Raw genomic sequence first — 21,229 nt, forward strand, 5'->3', positions numbered from 1 at the left:
CTCAGGCGACCGCCTGCAGCACGCCCGCACGTTCGCCGATGTCGCTGAAGAAGCGCGCGCTGCGGCGGATCACTTCGCGTCGTTCGCGATCGATGGTGATCATGTGGTAGCTGTCTTCCAGTACCACCAGTTCGGTCGGGCCGCTGACGCGCGAGATCACCAGTTCGGCATTGCCCATGCTGGCCACGTCATCCTCGCGGGCGTGCATCACCAGGCAGGGTGCCGTGACCTGGTGCAGGTGGCGGCGCGTCCAGGTGCTCAGTGCGCGCATTTCGGCCAACGCATGCCATGGATTGCCCGGCAGGCCGGCGGCGGCACTGTCACCGGACAGCATGGCGGCGCTGACCTGCGCGCGCAGGCGCTCGTCGCGCAGGCCGTACGGCGGCTCTTCCATGAACATGCGGTCGCGGCCGATGCCCAGGCGTTTGAACCACGGCAGCAGGAACGAGAAGCGTGCGACCGCTGGAATGTTCCAGCCGTCGTAGCGGAAGGTGGCGCCGTACACGCCCACGCCGGAGACCCAGTCCGGCCGGCGCGCGGCCAGCGCCAGCGCAAGCACCGCACCCATCGACAGTCCGCCTACGAACAACTGGTCGACCTTGCCGCGCAGGTTCGCGGCCGCATCTTCCACGCCTTGGTACCACTGTTCCCAGCGGGTCTGCAGCAGGTCCTCGACGCTGCCGCAGTGGCCTGGCAGCTGCACACCGTGCACGCTGAAGCCGGCATTGTTCAGGCCTTTGCCCAGCATGCGCATCTCGGCCGGCGTGCCGGTCAGGCCATGGATCAGCAGGACACCCTGCGGGCCACCGGGAAGAAAGAACTCATGGGATGCGGACACCAGTCGGCTCCAGCGCGGCAGTCGGGAAGGTCAGCATCGCAAGCGCGATTTTCGGCAACCTTTCAACGGCCCGGCTGGATCAAGGGCCCTTCAGCAACGGTATGGTGATGGAGACCTTCAGGCCGCCACCGGGACGGTTGAGGTAACCCAGGCGCCCGCCGAGATGCTCGACCGCTTCATGGGCGATGGCCAGTCCCAGGCCGGTGCCGCTGGCGGCAGTGCCGGGCGCGCGGAAGAAGCGTTCCCCCAGCCGCGACATCACGTCCTCGGGTACGCCCGGGCCGTTGTCTTCGACGTACAGCTCGACATCGTTGTCGTCCAGGGTCTGCACGCCCACCGTGACGGTCGCATCCGTGCCGGCGTAGCGCAGGGCGTTGTCGATCAGATTGTCCAGCGCCTCGTGCAGCAGTGCGCCGTTGCCCAGGATACGTACGCGCTGCTGCGGACCCAGGTAACCCAGGTCGATGCCATCGCGGATCGCTTCGGGCACGCGCATGCCCACCCATTGCGGCACCAGTTCGGACAGGTCCAGCGCCTCCACCGTCTCCGGCACGGTCTGGGCACGGCTCAGCGCCAGCAGCTGGGTGCTGACGCGGGCAGTTCGCTGGTTGAGCCGGCGGATGTTCTGCAGCGCTTCGCGTACCGTCTCCGGATCGCCGTGGGCCAGTGCCTGGTCCACGTGCAGCGCCATGCCTGCCAGCGGCGAGCGCAACTGATGGGCAGCATCGGCAATGAAGCGGTTCTGCAGCGTGATCATTTCTGCCTGCCGCGCGAACAGGCCATCGATGGTGCTGATCAGCGGCTGGATTTCCTCGGGGACGTCGGCATCGGAGATCGGTGCCAGCTCGCCGCGGCGCTGGGCAAGGCGCGAGGTCAGCGGGGTCAGGATGCGCAGGCCGTGGGTGACGCCGAACCAGACCAGCGCTGCCATTCCCAGGGCCAGCATGGTCATCAGCGGAATGACGATCATCAGGATCTCGCGTGCGCGCTGGCGGCGGTCGGCCATGCTTTCGGCCACGGTCACCGCCAGCTGGTCCTGCGGATCGTTCATCGCCTGGGTGCAGACCGTCGACATCCGCACCTGCTGGCCATTCAATTCACCTTCGTACAGCGCCGGGTGTGTGCCGCTGCAGTCCTGCGACGGTGCGTAGGCACTGAAATCGGCGTTGCCGGCGATGGTGCCCAGGCGGCTGCTGTCGACGTTGAAGTAGCGGTGACCGTCGGGGTCATACTCGATGAGAAAACGTGCCTGCGGGGACAGGTCGCTGCTGACCGGCATGGTGCTGAGCATCTGTGCGAACGACACGGTGTCGTCGGTCAGGTTGCGGTCGTGGATGCGGTTGGAGTAGTCCAGCGCCACGTAGTACGCCAGCAGCGTGTTGAAGGTCAGCAGGCCCAGCATCGGCAGCGCCAGGAAGGCGAGCAGGCGCCGTCGCAGGCTGGGCGGTCCGCTGATCACGGGCTGGCGTCTTCCAGCATGTAGCCCAGCCCGCGCACCGTGCGGATGCCCATGCCGCCTGGCTGCAGCTTGCGACGCAGGCGGTGCAGGGCGATGTCCAGGCCGTTGTCGGTCAGGTCCTGGCCCCAGTCGCACAGGGCCTCCACCAGCTGCGCACGGGAGACGATGCGCTCGGCACGCACCGCCAAGGCGGACAGCAGGCCGAATTCGCGCGCGGTCAGCTCCAGCGTCTGCTCGTCTATCCACACACGGTGCCCGGTCAGGTCCAGGCGCAGCCGGCCGATGCGCAGGTCGGGGTTGCCGTTGCTGGTGACCCGGCGCAGCTGCGCGCGCACGCGCGCTTCGAATTCGTCCAGCGCAAAGGGTTTGACCAGGTAGTCGTCGGCCCCCAGGTCGAGCACGCGCACGCGCTCGGCCAGGCCATCGCGTGCGGTGACCACCAGCACGGCGAGGCCATCACCACGCTGGCGCAACCGTTGCAGCACGTCGCGGCCATCCAGCTGGGGCAGGCCCAGGTCCAGCACCAGCAGTGCGTACTGGGTGGAGTTCAGTGCGGCATCGGCATGCGCGCCGTTGTCCACGTGGTCGACCACGTGGCCCTGCCGGCGCATCGAGGCGCACAGGCCGGAGGCGATGTCGGGGTCGTCTTCTGCGATGAGAACGCGCATGCGCGGGGCTCCTGGGGGCGGATGGGCCGCCCGCTGGACAGGGCGGGCCTCTCGGCTGCCGAGGGTAGCGGCAAACCGGGTGCAGGTGGCGGACGTGGGGGACCTGGGCCGGCCCGGCGCTGGCCCTTCGTTCAGTCCTGCAGGCCGGGCTCACCCTTGGCCAGTGGGACCCGCGAACCGTCCAGCAGGCCGCGGCTGAGCTTGCCGTTCTCGATGAACAGCAGTTCGCCGTTCTCACCATTCTTGATGCTGCTGTCGATGGCGATCACGCGGTCGTCGTGGAAGCTGCTGACATGTGGCATGGAGGTGTGGCCGACCACGATGCGCTTGAGCTGGAGGCGGTCGAGCACCGCCTGCACGCCCTGCGTGTTCAGGCGTCCGTCGAAGTAGCCGCGGTACCAGATCGGGCTGGTCTTGCCGTCGTACAGCGGTGCAGTGGCGGGGTCTGCCTTCACCTCGGCCTTGGGAATGCCCAGCGAGGCTTGGTAGGCGGCGTTGGTGTGGGCCGGGTCCAATGCCATCTGCACGGCATCGGGCGAGATGCCGCCGTGCAGGAACAGGGTGTCGCCGATCTGCAGCAGCACCGGGCGCGTGCGCAGCCACTGGCCGATCACCGAGTCGGCACCATACAGCTGCGGATAGCTGCGACCGAGCAGCTGCGCGCTGCGCAGGTACTTCGGGTTGACGTAGCGCAGGTCGTCATACAGCACCATGGTCTCGTGGTTGCCGAGCACGAAATGCACCGCGCCACCGGCTGCGGCCGCCTGCTGCTGCAGGCCGTACAGCAGCCAGAATGCTTCGGTCACCTGCGGGCCGCGATCGAACACGTCGCCCGCGATCACCAGCGTGTCCGTACCCAGTGCCCAGCGGTCCTGCGCGTCGATCACCCGGTTGGCGCGCAGCAGGCGCACCAGCAGCCCGTACTGGCCGTGGATGTCGGACACGGCGACGATGCGTGGCACGGCCGGCAGCACCGATACCGATGGCGCGTTCGGCGGCAGCACATGCACCGCATGCGCGTAGCCGCAGTGCGCGGCAACGTCTGTGCCCCCGCTGCCGGCCTGCACGGTGTGGGTTTCCACCTGGTCCTGGCAGATCCACTGTGCTTTCAGCTGCGCGCCTTCACGGAACACGTAAGGACCATCGCTCTCGACATGTTCTGCGGGTGCTGCCACGTCGCGGGCCGAGGCCAGTGGTGCGGCCAGCAGCAGGACCAGCGGCAGCAGGATCGACAGGGGGCGGACGTAGTTCGGCATCGGCGGCATTCAGCGGCGGGGGACAATCGATGCTAACCGCCCGTGGACGTCGCCGGTGTGCGTGAACGGGCGGATCAGGCCCGGCCGCCTTCTTCCTTGAGCTTGCGCACGCGGGTGTCGGCGGCGCGCAGGGGCTGGCCGTCGCGTCCGTGGGGTTGCATGTACGGCAGCGGCCGGCGGCTGCTGGATTCGATCAGCTGCGAGTGTGCCTCGCCAGCGGCGAAGCGATGCCGTTCTCCCCATTGGCGCAGGGCGACCAGCAGCGGAAACAGGTCCTGGCCGGCCGCGGTCAGCACATAGTCCTGGTACGCGCTGCCATCGGCGGCAGGCTGCTGCACCAGCAGCCCCGCCTCGACCAGTCGCCGCAGGCGGTCGCTGAGGATGTTGCGCGCCGCGCCCAGGCTGCGCTGGAAATCGCCGAAGCGGCTGATGCCATCGAAGGCATCGCGGATGACCAGCAACGCCCAGCGGTCGCCAAGCAGATCGGCGCTGCGGGCCACGGGGCAGGGGCTGTTGGCGTGCATGGGGAGTGTCCTCGAATGTGGTTGCAGTTTAAAACCAGTGGCGCTACCGTGCACGCAGTTTCAAATTGCAACCACAATGATGCCTTCGCTGTCCCGCCCGTTGTTGGGCCTGCTCGCCATTGCTGCCGGTGCCAGCGTGGCCAATGTCTACTTCGCGCAGCCGCTGCTGGAGCGCCTGGCCCACGATTTCGCCCTGGATGCCGCGGTGGCCGGCGCACTGCTGGCTGCCACCCAGGCCGGCAGTGTGCTGGCCCTGCTCGGGTTGCTGCCGCTGGCCGACCGTGGCGACCGTCGTCGCCTGCTGCGGGTGCAATTGCTGGCGCTGGTGGTGGCGCTGCTATGGCTGGCCGCCGCCCGCAGCACCGCGTGGTTGCTGTCCGGCATGCTGCTGGCGGGGCTGCTCGGTACGGCGCTGACCCAAGGGTTGATCGCCTACGCCGCCAACCTTGCTGCACCGGAGCAACGCGGGCGGGTGGTTGGCATGGTCCAGGGCGGCGTGTTCATCGGTCTGCTGTCGGCACGCGTGGTGTCCGGCGCGGTCGCTGCCGTGGCGGGGTGGCGCACGGTGTACCTGCTGTCGGCATTGCTGATGGCTGCGCTGGCGCTGCTGCTGTGGCGGCGTCTGCCGCACGTGCCGGTGCCCGCAATGCCGCCGGCATGGCGCGAGCTGCTGCGCTCCATGGTCCAGATGCTGCTGCGGGATCGGGCGCTGCGAGAGCGCGGGCCACTGGCACTGCTGTTGTTTGCCGGCCTCAATGTGTTCTGGGCGGCGGTGCCACTGCCATTGTCGGCGCCGCCCCTGAGCTGGTCGACCGCTGGCATCGGCGCGCTGGGCCTGGCCGGCATTATCGGCGCACTGCTGGCAGCAAGGGTCGGGCACTGGATGGATCGTGGCTTTGCCCATCGGGTGAGTCTGGGCGCGCTGCTGCTGATGCTGGTCGCTTGGGCGCCGTTGCTGGGTCTGCCGCAGTCGCTGTCGCTGTTGCTGCTGGGCGTGGTGGTGCTGGACCTGGGCGGGCAGGCGTTGCACGTGTCCAACCAGGCACTGCTGCTGCGTGCACCGGCCGAACAGCATGGGCGCCTGGTGGCGCTGTACATGCTGTTCTATGCGGTGGGCAGCGGTGTGGGCGCTGCCGCAGGCACCTGGATGCAGGCGCGCTACGGCTGGCCGGCGGTGTGCGCGCTGGGAGCGGGAATCGCCCTGCTGGGCTTGGCTTGGTGGACGGCGTGGTGCATTCCGCGCAAGGCCGCCCTGTAGCGCCGACGCCGTTCGACGCCCTACCGCGCGCGCTGCAGGCTCAACGTTGCAGCGCGCGTCGTCCTGGTGCCTCGGGCAGGGCTTCGTCGGCCACCACCACACGGTTGCGGCCTTGCCGCTTGGCGGCATACATCGCCGCGTCGGCGCGCGCCATCAGCCGCTCGTAATCGGGATGCCCATCGTGCCCGGCCACGCCGATGCTGGCGGTCAGCCCCAGCGTCTGTCCATTGGGCAGGGTGATCGGCGATTGCGCGATCTGCCGGCGCAGGCTTTCGGCGATCACCTCCGCCTGCGACTCGCTTGCCGCCACCAGCACCACCACGAACTCCTCGCCGCCGTAGCGGAACAGGTAGTCACTGCCACGGGTCTGCTGGCCGAGCAGGGCGGCGACGTGCTGCAGTGCGCGATCGCCGGCGTCGTGGCCGTGGCCATCGTTGATCGCCTTGAAATGATCCAGGTCCAGCAGCAACAGCGAGAACGGCGTGTGGTTGCGCGTGGACAATTCGATCTCACGGCGCAGCACGGTCGGCAGGAAGCGCCGGTTGAGCAGGTTGGTCAGCGCATCGCTGCCCGCATCCAGTTCGCCGATGCGTTCGAACAGCAGGGTCATCAGGTTGCGGATGGTGGCCAGGTCTTCGCGGATCGCCGGCAGGGCGGCCAGACGTCGTGCCGGATCTTCATCCGTGGCGCGCTGCAGGCTGCTGTCGATGCGTGCCATCAGCTGGCCGACCTGCTGTGTCTCGCTGCTTTCGCCGAAGCTGGGAATGCCCTTGTGGGTGAACCACAGGCCGAACTCCGACGTTGCCAGACTCGCGTTGTCGGCGCCTGTCGCATGGCCAGCGAGGGTGTACAGCAGGCTGTTTTCCCAATCCAGCAGCAGGGCGCGCTGGCGCTCGCGCTCGGTGCTGACGTTCTGCACCAGCGAGAACAGCCGATATGCTGCGTCGGTGCGCGACGAGCGCTCGCGGGCATGCGTATAGGCCAGGGTCATGCCCTCCATGGCGATGTCCATGATCGAGCTGAGGCAATCGATGGCAGCGAAGGCGGTGTCGCTGTCAGCCGCGTCGGCGCGCAGGCGGACGAACAGTTCGTGCTTGAGCACGCGCGCACCGCGCGTCACCAGGTCAACCGGAATGCCGACCCGCGCATGCACATCGCCGATCACCCGCTGTGCGGCGACCGTAGCGGCAATTCCATCAGCACCGGTGGTCAGCAGCTGGGCCAGCCAGCGCTGCATCGCCGGTTGCAGGCGCTGCTTGACCTGTTCATGGGACAGGAAGCGGCGCGCACGTGTGTCCTGCAGCAGCACTTCGTAGAAGCGCTGTGCCAGCGTCGGTGGTGCATCGGCGGCTACGGCATGCAGCAATGCAGCGGCGGCGGGGCCGGCCTGCAGCAGGCACTGCTGCCAGGCCTGAGCCAGCGGTTGGCTGGCTTCGTCCAGTTGGGGTGTATCCACGTCGATCTCTTGCGGCGCACAACAGACCACGGTATCGGCCGCAGCTGTCGACGGTTGATGGCAGGTAAGCCGGTCAGTTTAAGCGCCATGCAGGCCGAAAAACCCGGGCAGAGCACATGCCGGCAGATGCCGCAATGCGTTGACGCATTTGAGAATCACTCGCATTTGTGAAAAAATGACGGCAGGAACCGACCTGCGGGCATCCCGCAGTGATCGTTCCTCCTCCCCCGTCGCCGCCTCGTGCCCTATGCCAGAGGCTTCCGTTGCCCTGCCATAAGGTCCAGAACATGCCTGCACACACTCTTTCACCGCGCCCGCTGGCGCTTGCCGTCGCCGCGCTGCTGGCCGGGGCTGCGGTTACCGCGCATGCGGAAACCGATGCCACCGATATCGATACCGTGCATGTGACCGCCTCGCAGATCGCGCGGCAGGCGCTGGGCACCTCCACCATCACCGCTGAAGACATCGCCAAGCGGCCGCCGGTCAACGATATCGCCGAACTGCTGCGGACGATGCCTGGCGTCAATCTGACCGGCAACAGCGCGTCGGGCCAGTACGGCAACAACCGGCAGATCGATCTGCGCGGCATGGGCCCGGAAAATACCCTGATCCTGATCGACGGCAAGCGCGTGGGTGCACGCGACGCGGTGCGCATGGGCCGTAGTGGCGAGCGCAACACGCGCGGCGATACCAACTGGGTGCCGGCGGAAATGATCGAACGCATCGAAGTGCTGCGCGGCCCGGCGGCGGCGCGCTATGGCTCGGGTGCATCCGGTGGCGTGGTCAACATCATCACCAAGCGCCCGACCGGCGACCTGACCGGTGCGGTTGATCTGTACGGCCTGGTGCCCGAACACAGTGCAGAAGGTGGCAGCGAGCGCGTTGGCCTGCAGTTGAGCGGACCGATGACCGACACGCTGTCGTTCCGGCTGTACGGCAACCTCAACAAGACCGATGCCGATTCGCTGGATCTCAACCGCAACTTCGCCACCGCTGCCAATGCGGTGCCGCCGGCAGGCCGCGAGGGCGTCAAGAACCGCGATGTCAACGCGCTGCTGCGTTGGGACGTGACCGCCAACCAGGTGGTCGAATTCGAGGCCGGCACCAGCCGCCAGGGCAACATCTATGCCGGCGATCGTGCGGTCAGCAACACCGGCACCTCCACCGGCGTCGATCTCGGTGCGCTGGCCGAGCAGCAGGCCGAGACCAACCGCATGTACCGCACCACCGGCGCGATCACCCATCGCGGGCGCTGGGGCGATGTCAGCTCGCGGCTGACCGCAGCGGTGGAAGGGGTCAACAATTCGCGCATCAACGAGGGCCTGGCCGGTGGCCCGGAAGGCAGCTTCAATGGTGCTGACTGGTCGACCTCGCGACTGCGCAACTACCAGTTGGACGGCGAGGTCAGCTTCCCGACCACCCTCGGCGGCGCCGAGAACGTGTGGACGCTCGGTTTCGAGTATCTCGACAGCCGGTTGACCGATCCGTATTCGATGAGCCAGTCCAGCAGCAGCGGTGGTGGCATTCCTGGCCTTTCGGCCGACCGCGCACGCGGCAAGTCCGATGCACAGACCACCGCCGTCTACGTGGAAGACAACATCTACCTGGGTGAGCGCTGGATCGTGACCCCGGGCCTGCGTTTCGACCATCACAGCCAGTTCGGCAACAACACCAGCCCGAGCCTCAACGCGCAGTTCCGGCTCAACAGTGACTGGGTGGTGAAGGGCGGCATCGCGCGCGCATTCAAGGCGCCGAATCTGTACCAGTCCAACCCGGACTATCTGTATTACACCCGTGGCAATGGCTGCCCGAACGCATTGCCGAGCCTGGGTGCGGGTTGCTACATGCAGGGCAATGCGGATCTCAAGGCGGAGACCAGCCTGAACAAGGAACTGGGCGTGGAGTGGGCACCGCAGAGCGGCTGGCAGGCCTCGTTGACCTACTTCCACAACGACTACAAGGACAAGATCCAGGCCGGCTACACCCAGATCGGCCTGACGGCCGACAGCAAGGGCCGCATCTTCCGCTGGGAGAACGCACCCAAGGCCATCGTGCAGGGGCTCGAGGGCAACCTGGTGATTCCGCTGCTGGGCGAGCAGGGCGACCGCCTGAAGTGGAGCAACAACTTCACCTACATGGTGGAGAACGAAAACAAGAGCACCGGTCAGCCGCTGTCGGTGATTCCCAAGTACACCGTCAACACCATGCTGGACTGGCAGGCCACCGAGCAGCTGTCGCTGCTGCTGACCGGCACCTTCTACGGCAAGCAGGAGCCGGCCACGGCCAACATCAACAACGACCCGCGCTGCACGGCCAACTGCGATGCGTCCACGGTGCTGCAGACCCGCGGCGCGTACAACGTCTGGGGCGTGAGCGCGCGCTACAAGGTGACCGACACGGTCAGCGTAGGCTTCGGCGTCAACAACCTGGCCGACAAGCGCCTGTTCCGCGAGGCCAACAGCAGCGATGCCGGTGCGGCGACCTACAACGAACCCGGCCGCGCGTACTGGGCCAGCCTGCGTTTCGGGTTCTGATCGTCAGGCGGTAGTGCCGGCCGTTGGCCGGCACCCTCCCGGTTTGCGCCGGCCGTGCAGGCCTGAAATGTTATAAACACCGTGATAGTTTCCCAACGCCCGCCGGCGTAGCCTGCCTCCATCGCAAAGGAGCTGTTGCCATGGGTCACGACCACGATCACCTGCCATCCGAGATCCGCCACGAGAAACCCTTGTGGTGGGCGCTCGGTCTGACCTCCACCTTCCTTGTCGTGGAGGTGGTCGGTGCGTTCTGGACCAACAGTCTGGCGCTGCTGTCCGATGCCGCGCACATGGCCACGGACACCCTGGCGCTGATGATCGCGCTGGTGGCCGTGCGGCTTAGCCGGCGTCCGCCGGATGCACGCCGCACCTATGGTTATGCGCGCCTTGAAGCACTGGGCGCGATGATCAATGGCGCCATGCTGTTCGTGGTCGCCGGCTACATCCTGTGGGAAGCCATCGGTCGCTTCCGCCAGCCCCAGGAGATCGCCTCCACCGGCATGCTGGTGATTGCCGCGGCGGGGTTGGTGATCAACATGATTTCCATGCGCCTGCTGCAGGCCGGCAGCGGCGAGAGCCTCAACGTGAAGGGCGCCTACCTGGAAGTGTGGGCCGACATGCTCGGCTCGGTGGCGGTGATCGTCGGTGCGCTGCTGATCCAATGGACCGGCTGGAAGCCGATCGACCCGATCCTGGCCGTGCTGATCGGTCTATGGGTGTTGCCACGCACCTACGTGCTGATGCGCGAAGCGGTCAATGTGCTGCTGGAGGGTGTGCCCAAGGGCATGGACGTGGCCAAGGTGCGCGACCGTCTGTCCGACCACGACGCGGTGCTGGACGTGCATGACCTGCACGTATGGGCCCTCGCTTCCAGCACGCCAGCGCTGACCGCGCACATCGTGATGCGCGAAGGCGACGACGCCGACCGCCTTCGTCGCGAACTCGGTGATCGCCTGCACGATGATTTCGGCATCGAGCACGTGACCCTGCAGATCGAGGCCGACCATTGCGGCGAAGCCTGTGGCCAGCCATCAGCGGCCAAGGACGACGATCACGCCGGGCACGATCATGCAGCGACCGATGCGCAGGGCCATCGCGGTCACGTGCATCGCTGAGCGGGTGTGCCGGGCTGTGCCCGGCGTCACTGCTGTTCGTCGCGCCGCGAGGCCAGCCGATCCGCCAACCGGGTCGGCTCGGGCAGACGATAGCCGCGCAGCGTGCGCTGCACCCAGGCCAGCGCGGTATCGGCGCTGACCCGATGTCCGCCGGCGACGAACAGCGGCTTGCAGCGCAGCTTGCTGCGCAGCACCCAGCCCAGCTGCTCGCCGCCATCCATCAACGGCGTATGCGCGCCTGCCTCGGGCCCGGGCTCGATGAAGCGGCCGACCAGCTTCGATTTGGCCACGCCGATGCTGGGCAGGTCGGTCACCACGCCCAGGTGTGCGGCAATGCCCAGGCGGCGCGGATGGCTGATGCCGTGGCCATCGACGAACACCAGATCCGGCGTTCGCGGCAGCAGCGCCAATGCCGCCAGCAGCGCAGGCAGTTCGCGGAAGCTGAGCAGGCCCGGGATGTAGGGCATCACGGTGGGGATGCGGGCGATCTCCTGCGCCACCGGCAGGAGGGTCTCCGCGTCGAGCAGTACGGCTGCTGCACGGGTGATCGCGCCGTCTTCCTCGAAGCCGACGTCCAGGCCAGCCAGCCAGCGCACCGTGGCTGGCAGCCGGTCCTGACGCTGCACGCGGGTGGCCAACTGCTTCTGCTGCTCGCGGGCGGCGCTGACGCTGCCTTCCCAGCGCCCGGGGTCGATCACGGTATTCATCGGCCACAGGATGACATCCCCACCGCCACGGCACGGTGAGCGGGCGCCGGGGCTACAATGGTCGCCTGCCTTTCCTCGCGTTGGAGACCCTGCAGTGACCCGTAAACTCGTACTGTTGCGCCATGGCCAGAGCCAGTGGAACCTGGACAACCGCTTCACCGGCTGGGTGGATGTCGACCTGACCGAGCAGGGGCGCCGGGAAGCGGCTGCCGCCGGTCGTCTGATGCGCGAGGAAGGCCTGCAGTTCGACGTCGCCCACACCTCCGTGCTCAAGCGCGCCATCCACACCCTGCAGGGTGCGCTGGCCGAGCTTGATCAGGATTGGCTGCCGGTGAGCAAGTCCTGGCGCCTCAACGAGCGCCACTACGGTGGCCTGCAGGGCCTGGACAAGGCCGAGACCGCCGCCAAGCACGGCGAAGACCAGGTCAAGGTGTGGCGTCGTTCGTACGACATCCCGCCGCCGGCGATGGACCTGGAAGATCCGGGCCACCCGATCCATGACCGTCGTTACGCCGGCCTGGACCGCAACGCGCTGCCGGGTACCGAATCGCTGGCCACCACCCTGGACCGCGTGCTGCCGTACTGGCACGACGCCATCGCGCCGCAGCTGAAGGACGGCAAGACGGTGCTGGTCACCGCCCACGGCAATTCGCTGCGCGCGCTGTACAAGTACCTCAACAATGTGACGCGCGAGGAAATCCTCGAGCTGAACATCCCGACCGGTATCCCGCTGCTGTTCGAGTTGAACGACGACCTCACCGTGAAGTCGTTCCGCTACCTGGGTGACCCGGAAGCGGCGCGCAAGGCCGCCGAAGCTGTGGCCAACCAGGGCAAGGCGAAGTAGATACCCACCGTTGGTGGGTATTCCTCTGCTGGGTGTGTGCGGACCAACGGTCCGCACCTACCCGATCGCGACCACGGACGTTCCCCCTGTGACCTTTGGCCGGTCCCCACCATCGCCGCAGCGGCTACGCTGGACGATTCGCCGTTGGAGACACGCCATGAATGTCCGCAATCTGGTCCCGCTGGGCCTGACCATCGCCATCGCCGCTTCGCTCGCCGCCTGTGGCAAGAACGAGACCGCGCCTGCTGCCGACGCCGCCAAGCCGGCGTTCGACCAGTCGCAGATCAAGACCGCGCTGATCAGCCTCAACAGTGCCGACCTGGATCCGTCCATTGCTGCATGCGCCGACCTCAACGGCTTCGTCAACAGCAAGTGGCTGAAGGCCAACCCGGTGCCGGGCGACCAGACCACCTGGGGCAGCTTCGAGATCCTGCGTGAGCGCTCGCTGGAAGTGCAGCACGCGCTGGTGCAGCAGGCCGCCGCCAGCCAGGCCAAGGCCGGCTCGGTGGAAGCCAAGATCGGTGACATCTGGAAGACCGGCAACGACGAAGCGAAGATCGAGGCCGCCGGCCTGACGCCGCTGCAGCCGACGCTGGACAAGATTACCGCGCTGAACGATACCGCCGCCATCACCCAGTACCTGCGCGACAGCCAGGCGCAGGGCCAGGGCGCGCTGTTCTCGCTGTTCGCCAACGCCGACTACAAGGATTCGGCCAACGTCATCGCCTACGTCGGGCAGGGCGGCCTCGGCCTGCCGGAGAAGGGCTACTACTTCGACGAGTCGCAGGCCAAGATCCGCGACGCCTACGTGGCCTACATCGCCCAGGTGCTGACCCTGTCCGGCGTGGACGCGGCGCAGGCCGCCGAGCAGGCCAAGGCGGTGATGGCGTTCGAGACCCGCTTGGCCAAGGCATCGATGTCGCGCATCGAGATGCGTGACCCGGCCAAGCGCTACAACCCGCTCAGCGCCGCCGATGCGGACAAGCTGACCCCGAACTTCAGCTGGACCGCGCTGTTCGACACCCTGAAGGTGCCGGCCGCACAGAAGTTCTCGCTGGCCCAGCCGGGCTTCTTCACCGAAATGGACAAGATGCTGGCCGACGTGCCGGCTGCCACCTGGCAGTCGTACCTGCGCTTCCACACCATCGACGATGCCTCGCCCTACCTGAGCAGCCAGTTCGAGAAGGCCAACTTCGAGTTCTATGGCAAGACCCTGCGCGGCCAGCAGGAAATGCAGCCGCGCTGGAAGCGCGTGCTGGAGTCGGTCAACGGCGGCATGGGCGAAGCCCTCGGCCAGCTGTATGTCGATGCGGTGTTCCCGGCCGAATCCAAGGTGGCCATGCAGCACCTGGTGCAGAACCTGTCGGTGGCGCTGAAGGCGCGTCTGGAGCAGCTGCCGTGGATGGGCGAAGAAACCAAGAAGAAGGCGCTGGAGAAGTGGGCCAGCTTCACGCCGAAGATCGGTTACCCGGACAAGTGGCGCGAGTGGACGGGCCTGCAGACCAACGGTGACAGCTACCTGGGCAACATGCAGGCCGCGCGCGCGTTCAACTACCGCTACATGCTGGACAAGGTCGGCAAGCCGGTGGACAAGACCGAGTGGGGCATGACTCCGCAGACCGTCAATGCCTACTACAACGCCACCAAGAACGAGATCGTGTTCCCGGCGGCGATCCTGCAGGCGCCGTTCTTCGACGCCAAGGCGGATCCGGCATTGAACTATGGCGGCATCGGTGCGGTCATCGGCCACGAAATGATGCACGGCTACGATGACTCGGGCAGCCAGTTCGCCGCCAACGGCAACTTCGACAACTGGTGGACCGACAGCGACCGCAAGGCATTCACCGAGCGCACCGACCAGCTGGTCGCGCAGTTCGACGGCTACGAGTCGGTGCCGGGCGTGTTCGTGAAGGGCAAGCTGACGCTGGGCGAGAACATCGGTGATCTGGGTGGCCTGACCGTGGCCTACGATGCGCTGCAGATGGCGCTGAAGGAGAACCCGAAGGCGAACGTTGACGTGGACGGGCACAGCCAGGACCAGCGTTTCTTCATGAACTGGGCCACGGTGTGGCGTCGCAACTTCACCGACGGTGAGCTGCGCGTGCGCCTGAACACCGATCCGCATGCACCGGCCAACTTCCGTGCCAACGGCGCGCCGTCGAACATGCCGTCCTATGCGGCTGCCTTCCAGTGCAAGGCTGGCGATGCGATGGTGCGTGCCGACGACAAGCGCGTGGTGATCTGGTAATTGATCGTACGCGGCGGCAATGCAGGAGGCCCGGCGAATGCCGGGCCTTCCTGTTTCCGCCTGCCTGCATCGGCATCGACAGCAATGAATGCGTTAGGATGCGCGCGCTGCGCACGCCCTGAGCGGGGCCAGAGACGGTCATGAGCATCAATCCATACGAATCCAGCAACACGTCACCTGCTGCAGCGGTCGCACCGATGCCGGCGTGCGGGCACCGCCGGCCCTTGTGGCTGGGGATGACCATTGGCGCGATCACGCCCTGGGTGGGCCTGGTGGTGGTGCTGGTCGTGTTCGCGCTGACACTTGGCAGGACCCCGTACCATCTCGCCCGGCTGGGTGCATCACTTCACGAAGTGATGGTGTCGATGGCGCTCGCGGTAGTGCTCTGCGGGCCCTGGATCGGGCTGCTTCGCTGGCGCCGACGCCTGAGCTGGGTATCGGTATGCGTTGGCACTACGCTGATCGGCGGCATCATGCTGATGCTGCGGGCCGCCTGGCCGCCGGAAGATGGCTACCTGGATATTCTGCTGATGGACCTTGGCTGGGGGCTCATCTTCTGCTTCCCGGTCGGCGGCTTCTTTGGATTGCTGAGCGGGATCGGCTTCAGTGCGGTTGCTGGGATTCCATTGAGGTCCCGCGCCCGCGCCAAAGGTACCTAGAGAAGCCCGCAGGCAGTCTCCGCGGTGTGCAACTCAGAGCAGCGCCGGCTCGTGCTTGAGCATGCCGTGGAAACGCTGCAGCACATAGGGATCGATCAGCCCACCGGCCTGCTCATCGAGGATGCGCAGCACCGTCTCGTGCTCCATCGCCGCGCGATAGGGGCGTGCACTGGTCATCGCATCGTAAGCATCGACGATGGTGACGATGCGTGCGCCCAGCGGGATGTTCTCGCCCTGCAGGCCATCGGGATAGCCGCTGCCGTCGAACGCTTCATGGTGGGCGCGGATCAGGCGAGCGACCGGTGCCGCATCGCTGCGACCGGTGGCCAGGAAGATGTGTTCGCCACGTACCGGATGTTCGCGCATGATCGCGCGCTCTTCATCGCTGTGCCGGCGTGGGCTCAGCAGTACATCGTCGGGGATGCCGATCTTGCCGATATCGTGGAAGCGCGCGGCCAGTCCGACCTGCGCGCAGCTTTCCTCATCCAGGTCGCAATGCAGGGCAAGGTGCTGAGCAAGAAGGCCCACGCGGTCGCAGTGGTGGCGGGTATAGGCATCACGCATCTGCAGCGACATCGACAGGGCGTCGATCAGGCAGGCCTGCGCGTGCAGGAGGTCGGGAGGTCTGGGCAGGGGCATCGGAACTGGCGGCGCGGCGAAGCTGCGCGGAAAACGGAAAGGCCCGCAAGAGCGGGCCAGGGCGGCGCATAGGGTACCCGCATCGGTGTTGCGCGGGGCGCATCGACGGTATCGCGTGGGGCCGTGCGTTCAGTCGTGTGCAGCGTGTCATCGCCCCGGCCGCATCGGCAGCCGGGGCGGCGTGGCTCAGCCGCTGGTCTGCAGGTGGATGCGATGGGCTTTGGCGAAGGCGTCCTGCGCGTCGCTCAGGGTCTGCATGTCTTCGTCCATTTTGGTCACGGCTTCATCCAGCGTCTGCAGCAGCGGGGTGACCTGTTCTTCGCTGTAGCCATCGGGCAGGGCAGCCAGCTGTTCCATCACCGCGAACATGTGTTCGGTGCTCTTCAGGGAATCGAGCAGGTTCTGGTGCAGTGCATCGGCGTCCTTGCCATGGGTGAACTGCTGGACGAAGACCAGCCGGTCGGCGATCTCCTTGTGCGCGTTCTTCAGGCCGAAGCGATGCTGCTGCATGCTCTTGCCATCCTGCAGCGACGCATGGAAGGACTCACCGTTCGGGCCGTTGGTCCATTGCTCGACCATGCTGACCGTGCCGTTCCAGCTGGCGACATTCTCAAGCAGGTAATCGCGGTTGCTCATGCCACTGTGGCAGGCGGCCAGCAGGCCCAGGCTGGTGGCGAGCAGAAGGGGGGCGAAACGATTCACGGCAACACTCCTTGTCGCGGGCGCAGTAAATAGAAAAAGGTGCCGATCTGCCGCCCGCGGCGGACCGGCACCCTGTATATCGATCAACGCAGGGCCAGGGTCAGCAGCAGCGCGCGCGCCGCATTGAAGCGGTCTTCCGGCAGCGGCAGCGGATGCTTGACGCGCAGCTTGTCCGGACCGTCCATCGCATAGAGGTTCGGCTGTTTCTGGATCAGCTGGATCACCGCCATCGGGTCGATGTTCGGCTTGGATTCGAACACGATGCGACCACCGTTCTCGCCCAGGTCCAGCTTGCGGATGCCCAGCGTGCTGGCCTGCAGCTTCAGCTCGGCGATGGCGAACAGGTTCTTGGCCGCATCCGGCAGCAGGCCGAAGCGGTCGATCATCTCCACCTGCAGCTCGCGCAGCGCATCGCTGTCGCGCGCGCTGGAAATGCGCTTGTACAGCGTCAGGCGGGTATGCACGTCCGGCAGGTAGTCGTCTGGAATCAGCGCCGGCACGTGCAGCTCGACCTCGGCGCCACGCGCTTCTTCGCCCGCATCGATGTCGGGCAGATGGCCCTGCTTGATGCTGCGCACGGCGCGTTCCAGCAGCTCGGTGTACAGGCTGAAGCCCACCTCGGCCATCTGCCCGCTCTGGTCCTCGCCGAGCAGTTCACCGGCACCGCGGATTTCCAGATCATGCGTGGCCAGGGTGAAGCCGGCGCCCAGTTCGTCCATCGATGCGATTGCTTCCAGGCGCTTTTCCGCATCCGGCGTGATCGAGCGACGGTCCGGTACGACCAGGTAGGCATAGGCGCGGTGGTGCGAACGACCGACGCGGCCACGCAGCTGATGCAGCTGGGCCAGGCCGAAGCGGTCGGCACGGTTGATGATGATGGTGTTGGCGTTGGGAATGTCGATGCCCGATTCGATGATCGTGGTCGACAGCAGCACGTTGAAGCGCTGCTTCTGGAAGTCCAGCATCACCTTTTCCAGCTCGCGCTCGGGCATCTGCCCATGGGCGATGCCGATGCGCGCTTCGGGCACCAGTTCGGACAGCTCACGCTGCATGCGGCCGATGCTTTCTACATCGTTGTGCAGGAAATACAGCTGGCCACCGCGTGCCAGCTCGCGCTGGAAGGCTTCGCGCAGCAGCGCGTTGTCCCACTGGGTGATGAAGGTCTGCACCGCCAACCGGTTCGGCGGCGGGGTGGCGATGATCGACAGATCGCGCAGGCCGGCCATGGCCATGTTCAACGTACGCGGAATCGGCGTGGCGGTCAGGGTCAGCAAGTGCACGTTGGCGCGCAGTGCCTTCAGCGCCTCCTTCTGGCGCACGCCGAAGCGCTGCTCCTCGTCGACGACGACCATGCCCAGGTCCTTGAACTTCACGTCCGGCTGCAGCAGGCGATGGGTGCCGACGATGACGTCGATGGTGCCGGCGGCGACCTTCTCCAGCTCGGCCTTGATCTCCTTGGTGCTCTTGAAGCGCGACAGCACCTCGACCTTCATCGGATAGTCGGCGAAGCGGTCGCGGAAATTGCGGTAATGCTGTTCGGCCAGCAGCGTGGTCGGCACCAGCACCGCCACCTGCTTGCCAGCGCTGGCGGCGGCGAATGCGGCACGCACGGCAACTTCGGTCTTGCCGAAGCCCACATCGCCACAGACCACGCGGTCCATCGGCTGGCTGCTGGCAAGGTCACGCAGGGTGGCGTCGATGGCGGCCAGCTGGTCCGGGGTTTCCTCGAACGGGAAACCTGCGGCGAACGGCTCGTACATCGCGCGGTCCACCTGCAGTGCCAGTCCGGCACGCGCTTGGCGGCGGGCTTGGATCTCCAGCAGTTCGGCGGCCACATCGCGCACCTTCTCGGCGGCCTTGCGCTTGGCCTTGCTCCACTGCTCGCCGCCCAGCGAATGCAACGGCGCGGTTTCGGCCGAGGCGCCGGAATAGCGGCTGATCAGGTGCAGCTGCGCGACCGGCACATACAGCCGGTCGCCCTTGGCGTATTCGATTTCCAGGAATTCGCCGGGCATGCCGCCGACGTCCATCGCGATCAGTCCGCGATAGCGACCGACGCCATGGTCCTCGTGCACGATCGGCGCGCCTTCGGTCAGCTCGCCGAGATCGCGGATGATCGCTTCCGGCTCACGTCCGGCACGGCGCGTACGGCGCGTGCTGCCGGCGCGCTCGGGGAACAGCTGGCGTTCGGTCAGCACCGCGATGTGCGGCGCATCCAATGCGAAGCCGTCTTCCAGCGGCGCCACGGCAATGGCGAAGCGCTCGTCGCTGGCGAGGAAGGACAGCAGGTCGGCCACCACCGGCGGCTTCAGCTCGGCCGCCTGCAGCACTTCCAGCAGGGCCTCACGGCGGCCGGGCGAATCGGCGGCAATCAGTACACGGCCGGGGTAATGGCCGAGGAAGGATTTCAGTGCGTCACCGGCTGGTGCTTCGCGCGCGGCCACCGGCAGCGGCGGCAACGGCTGGTCGCCCAGCGCATGCGCCTCGGCGATGCGCGCGTGATCGGCAGCCCATACCTCGATGCGCGGTGCGTCGTTCAGCCGCTCGCGCAGCAGGTCCGGCGACAGGTACAGCGCCGACGGTGGCAGCAGCGGCCGTTCAACATCATGGCGGCGTTGCTCGTAGCGCTCACCGGTCTGCGTCCAGAAGGTCTCTGCCGCTTCACCGGCGCCGACGCAGACCACCGGCAGGCTGCCGGCAGGCAGATAGTCGAACAGGGTGGCAGTGCGCTCGAAGAACAGCGGCAGGTAGTACTCGATGCCGGCCGGGGCCAGGCCCGATTTCAGATCCTGATACAGCGAGCTACGCCGGGTATCGACATCGAAGCGCTCGCGCAGGGTGGCCAGCACCCGGGCGATGCTGGCGTCGTCCATCGGCACTTCGCGGCCGGGCAGCATGTGCACCGCCTCGACCTTGTCCAGCGAGCGCTGGCTTTCCGGATCGAACGCGCGGATCGAATCGATGTCCTCGTCCAGCAGCTCCACCCGCAGCGGCTCGTCGGCACCCATCGGGTAGACGTCGAGCAGGCCGCCGCGCACGGCGAAGTCACCCGGGTCCATCACCTGCGGCACGTTGCGGTAACCGGCGCTTTCGAGGCGACGCTTCTCCGCTTCCAGGTCCAGGCGCTGGCCGACTTCAAGATTGAAGCTGCCGCCGATGACGTAGCTGCGGGGAGCCAGCTGCTGCAGCAGAGTCTGCACCGGCACCACCACCAGGCCACGCTTCAGCGTGGGCAGGCGATGCAGGGCCGACAGGCGCTGCGAAATGATGTCCGGGTGCGGGCTGAAGCGGTCGTAGGGCAGCGTTTCCCAGTCCGGGAACGCCACCACCGGCAGGCTCGGGTCGCCTCCCAGCAGGGTATGCAGATCCGCTTCGAGCTGGTTGGCACCGTGGTTGTCACGGGCCACCACCAGTACCGGGGCGTCATGCGTGCGCGCGGCCTGGGCCAGATACCAGGCCAGGGCAGTGGGCGAGGTGGGGGCGCGCCACCAGGCGCGGAGCTGGCCGGCACGTGGCAACGGCGGGGCGGGGAATGGAGTACGCGACATTGACCGCTGATTTTAGCAGAAGCCCGATCGAAGCCCGATGGGGAGTGCCGGCAGCTTATGCTGCTGCGGGGTATCGGTGGAGCCGGCCAGCGGCCGGCACTACCGGAATGCGTGCCGGCCAGCGGCCGGCACTACCGAACGCGTGCCGGGCAGGGCCCGGCGCTACCGTCAGTTGTCCAGTTCCAGCACCATCCGCACCAGGCCTTCGGCGCCGTTCGGGTGCGGTACCGGCTTGAAGCCCAGCGAGGCGGCCAGCTGTTTCATCGGCTCGTTCTCGGCGGCAACATCGCCATACAGGCGGTCCAGGTACTTGCCGCGGCCCCATTTCACCAGCTTGCGCATCAGCTGGCGGCCCAGGCCCTGGCCGATCAGGAACCGGCTGATCAGGATCGCGTATTCGGCTTCGCGGGTACCGGGGATGATCGAGGCACGGGCCACCGCGCCGACCACAGCCTCACCGGCCGGCAGCGACTCGGCGGCGACCAGGGTGATCTCGGTCTTCGGGTTGGGGTGGGTCAGGCGCTGGGTGGTCTCCGGCGACAGCTCGGTCACCGACTGCAGGAAGCGGTCGCGGATTTCTTCCGGCCCGAACAGGCTGAAGGCGGCCTGCAATGGCGCGCCATCTTCCGGGCGGATGGGGCGGATCAGCAGCTCGTGGCCGCTGGGAGCCTTGAAGATCTCATGCCAGGGCGGCATGCGGTTGCGAGTGGCCATACCGGGTGATTCCTTGGTGGTCCATCGATTGTGTCATCACCGGGGCTGTATTCCGTGAAC

General features: G+C 66.9%; 17 protein-coding genes. 6 read left to right on the top strand and 11 right to left on the bottom strand.

The window, feature by feature from the left end; translation table 11 throughout:
* Position 1: 1 nt before the first annotated feature.
* From ACQ5SA_RS08170 to ACQ5SA_RS08190, 5 genes are all read right to left on the bottom strand, one after another.
* A complete protein-coding gene (locus ACQ5SA_RS08170) occupies positions 2-838 on the bottom strand; it encodes an alpha/beta hydrolase (RefSeq protein ID WP_165376637.1) in 837 nt (278 codons plus the stop codon).
* A gap of 79 nt (positions 839-917) precedes the next feature.
* On the bottom strand, positions 918-2,297 hold the full coding sequence (locus tag ACQ5SA_RS08175) for a sensor histidine kinase (RefSeq protein WP_353099883.1): 1,380 nt from the start codon (positions 2,295-2,297) through the stop codon (positions 918-920).
* Positions 2,294-2,965: a response regulator gene (locus ACQ5SA_RS08180; protein WP_089239707.1), complete on the bottom strand. Its 672-nt coding sequence runs from the start codon at positions 2,963-2,965 to the stop codon at positions 2,294-2,296. Before ACQ5SA_RS08180 ends, ACQ5SA_RS08175 begins: the two co-directional genes overlap by 4 nt.
* Before the next feature lie 131 nt (positions 2,966-3,096).
* Complete coding sequence (locus ACQ5SA_RS08185; protein WP_499313932.1) at positions 3,097-4,221, bottom strand: metallophosphoesterase; 1,125 nt, start codon at positions 4,219-4,221, stop codon at positions 3,097-3,099.
* Positions 4,222-4,295: 74 nt separating this feature from the next.
* A complete protein-coding gene (locus ACQ5SA_RS08190) occupies positions 4,296-4,745 on the bottom strand; it encodes a winged helix-turn-helix transcriptional regulator (RefSeq protein WP_499313934.1) in 450 nt (149 codons plus the stop codon).
* Between the two features lie 76 nt (positions 4,746-4,821).
* Here ACQ5SA_RS08190 and ACQ5SA_RS08195 point away from each other — a divergent pair, with 76 nt between their 5' ends.
* Positions 4,822-6,003: an MFS transporter gene (locus ACQ5SA_RS08195; RefSeq protein ID WP_499313936.1), complete on the top strand. Its 1,182-nt coding sequence runs from the start codon at positions 4,822-4,824 to the stop codon at positions 6,001-6,003.
* A 40-nt stretch (positions 6,004-6,043) separates the two neighbouring features.
* On the opposite strand, the gene ACQ5SA_RS08200 is transcribed toward ACQ5SA_RS08195, so the two are convergent.
* Positions 6,044-7,459, bottom strand: a complete 1,416-nt coding sequence (locus ACQ5SA_RS08200) for a GGDEF domain-containing protein (RefSeq protein ID WP_499313938.1) — start codon at positions 7,457-7,459, stop codon at positions 6,044-6,046.
* Positions 7,460-7,746: 287 nt separating this feature from the next.
* Here ACQ5SA_RS08200 and ACQ5SA_RS08205 point away from each other — a divergent pair, with 287 nt between their 5' ends.
* Both ACQ5SA_RS08205 and ACQ5SA_RS08210 read left to right on the top strand, forming a co-directional pair.
* Entirely contained in the window at positions 7,747-9,993 is a 2,247-nt protein-coding gene (locus ACQ5SA_RS08205) for a TonB-dependent siderophore receptor (protein WP_499313939.1), read from the top strand.
* A gap of 140 nt (positions 9,994-10,133) precedes the next feature.
* Positions 10,134-11,108, top strand: coding sequence for a cation diffusion facilitator family transporter (locus ACQ5SA_RS08210; RefSeq protein ID WP_353099874.1), 975 nt, complete (start codon positions 10,134-10,136; stop codon positions 11,106-11,108).
* Between the two features lie 26 nt (positions 11,109-11,134).
* Here ACQ5SA_RS08210 and nfi read toward each other — a convergent pair whose 3' ends face one another.
* Positions 11,135-11,815, bottom strand: a complete 681-nt coding sequence (gene nfi, locus ACQ5SA_RS08215; RefSeq protein WP_499313942.1) for a deoxyribonuclease V — start codon at positions 11,813-11,815, stop codon at positions 11,135-11,137.
* A gap of 94 nt (positions 11,816-11,909) precedes the next feature.
* Between nfi and gpmA the strand changes: the two genes are divergently transcribed.
* The 3 genes from gpmA to ACQ5SA_RS08230 all read left to right on the top strand — a co-directional run bounded on the left by gpmA (position 11,910) and on the right by ACQ5SA_RS08230 (position 15,566).
* Positions 11,910-12,659 carry a 2,3-diphosphoglycerate-dependent phosphoglycerate mutase gene (gpmA, locus tag ACQ5SA_RS08220; protein WP_499313943.1) on the top strand — a complete coding sequence of 250 codons (750 nt, stop codon included), beginning with the start codon at positions 11,910-11,912 and terminating at the stop codon, positions 12,657-12,659.
* A gap of 157 nt (positions 12,660-12,816) precedes the next feature.
* Positions 12,817-14,907 (top strand): M13 family metallopeptidase, encoded by a 2,091-nt coding sequence (locus ACQ5SA_RS08225; protein ID WP_499313944.1) that lies wholly within the window; start codon positions 12,817-12,819, stop codon positions 14,905-14,907.
* 140 nt (positions 14,908-15,047) lie between these two features.
* On the top strand, positions 15,048-15,566 hold the full coding sequence (locus ACQ5SA_RS08230; protein ID WP_353098500.1) for a hypothetical protein: 519 nt from the start codon (positions 15,048-15,050) through the stop codon (positions 15,564-15,566).
* A 33-nt stretch (positions 15,567-15,599) separates the two neighbouring features.
* On the opposite strand, the gene ACQ5SA_RS08235 is transcribed toward ACQ5SA_RS08230, so the two are convergent.
* The 4 genes from ACQ5SA_RS08235 to ACQ5SA_RS08250 form a co-directional block, all read right to left on the bottom strand.
* On the bottom strand, positions 15,600-16,205 hold the full coding sequence (locus tag ACQ5SA_RS08235; protein WP_353098501.1) for an HD-GYP domain-containing protein: 606 nt from the start codon (positions 16,203-16,205) through the stop codon (positions 15,600-15,602).
* A 186-nt stretch (positions 16,206-16,391) separates the two neighbouring features.
* On the bottom strand, positions 16,392-16,907 hold the full coding sequence (locus ACQ5SA_RS08240; RefSeq protein ID WP_363730813.1) for a hypothetical protein: 516 nt from the start codon (positions 16,905-16,907) through the stop codon (positions 16,392-16,394).
* Positions 16,908-16,990: 83 nt separating this feature from the next.
* A complete protein-coding gene (gene mfd, locus ACQ5SA_RS08245) occupies positions 16,991-20,455 on the bottom strand; it encodes a transcription-repair coupling factor (RefSeq protein ID WP_499313945.1) in 3,465 nt (1,154 codons plus the stop codon).
* Positions 20,456-20,623: 168 nt separating this feature from the next.
* Positions 20,624-21,169: a GNAT family N-acetyltransferase gene (locus ACQ5SA_RS08250; RefSeq protein WP_025879325.1), complete on the bottom strand. Its 546-nt coding sequence runs from the start codon at positions 21,167-21,169 to the stop codon at positions 20,624-20,626.
* Positions 21,170-21,229 lie beyond the last annotated feature (60 nt).

The organism is Stenotrophomonas indicatrix (assembly GCF_050573115.1).
Taxonomy (GTDB): domain Bacteria; phylum Pseudomonadota; class Gammaproteobacteria; order Xanthomonadales; family Xanthomonadaceae; genus Stenotrophomonas; species Stenotrophomonas lactitubi_A.

Coding starts and splice junctions, on each gene's coding strand:
- ACQ5SA_RS08210 (WP_353099874.1), top strand. CDS start 10,134: ATGGGTCACGACCACGATCACCTGCCATCCGAGATCCGCCACGAGAAA.
- ACQ5SA_RS08235 (WP_353098501.1), bottom strand. CDS start 16,205: ATGCCCCTGCCCAGACCTCCCGACCTCCTGCACGCGCAGGCCTGCCTG.
- ACQ5SA_RS08225 (WP_499313944.1), top strand. CDS start 12,817: ATGAATGTCCGCAATCTGGTCCCGCTGGGCCTGACCATCGCCATCGCC.
- ACQ5SA_RS08250 (WP_025879325.1), bottom strand. CDS start 21,169: ATGGCCACTCGCAACCGCATGCCGCCCTGGCATGAGATCTTCAAGGCT.
- ACQ5SA_RS08195 (WP_499313936.1), top strand. CDS start 4,822: ATGATGCCTTCGCTGTCCCGCCCGTTGTTGGGCCTGCTCGCCATTGCT.
- ACQ5SA_RS08205 (WP_499313939.1), top strand. CDS start 7,747: ATGCCTGCACACACTCTTTCACCGCGCCCGCTGGCGCTTGCCGTCGCC.
- ACQ5SA_RS08185 (WP_499313932.1), bottom strand. CDS start 4,221: ATGCCGAACTACGTCCGCCCCCTGTCGATCCTGCTGCCGCTGGTCCTG.
- ACQ5SA_RS08180 (WP_089239707.1), bottom strand. CDS start 2,965: ATGCGCGTTCTCATCGCAGAAGACGACCCCGACATCGCCTCCGGCCTG.
- ACQ5SA_RS08230 (WP_353098500.1), top strand. CDS start 15,048: ATGAGCATCAATCCATACGAATCCAGCAACACGTCACCTGCTGCAGCG.
- mfd (WP_499313945.1), bottom strand. CDS start 20,455: ATGTCGCGTACTCCATTCCCCGCCCCGCCGTTGCCACGTGCCGGCCAG.
- nfi (WP_499313942.1), bottom strand. CDS start 11,815: ATGAATACCGTGATCGACCCCGGGCGCTGGGAAGGCAGCGTCAGCGCC.
- ACQ5SA_RS08190 (WP_499313934.1), bottom strand. CDS start 4,745: ATGCACGCCAACAGCCCCTGCCCCGTGGCCCGCAGCGCCGATCTGCTT.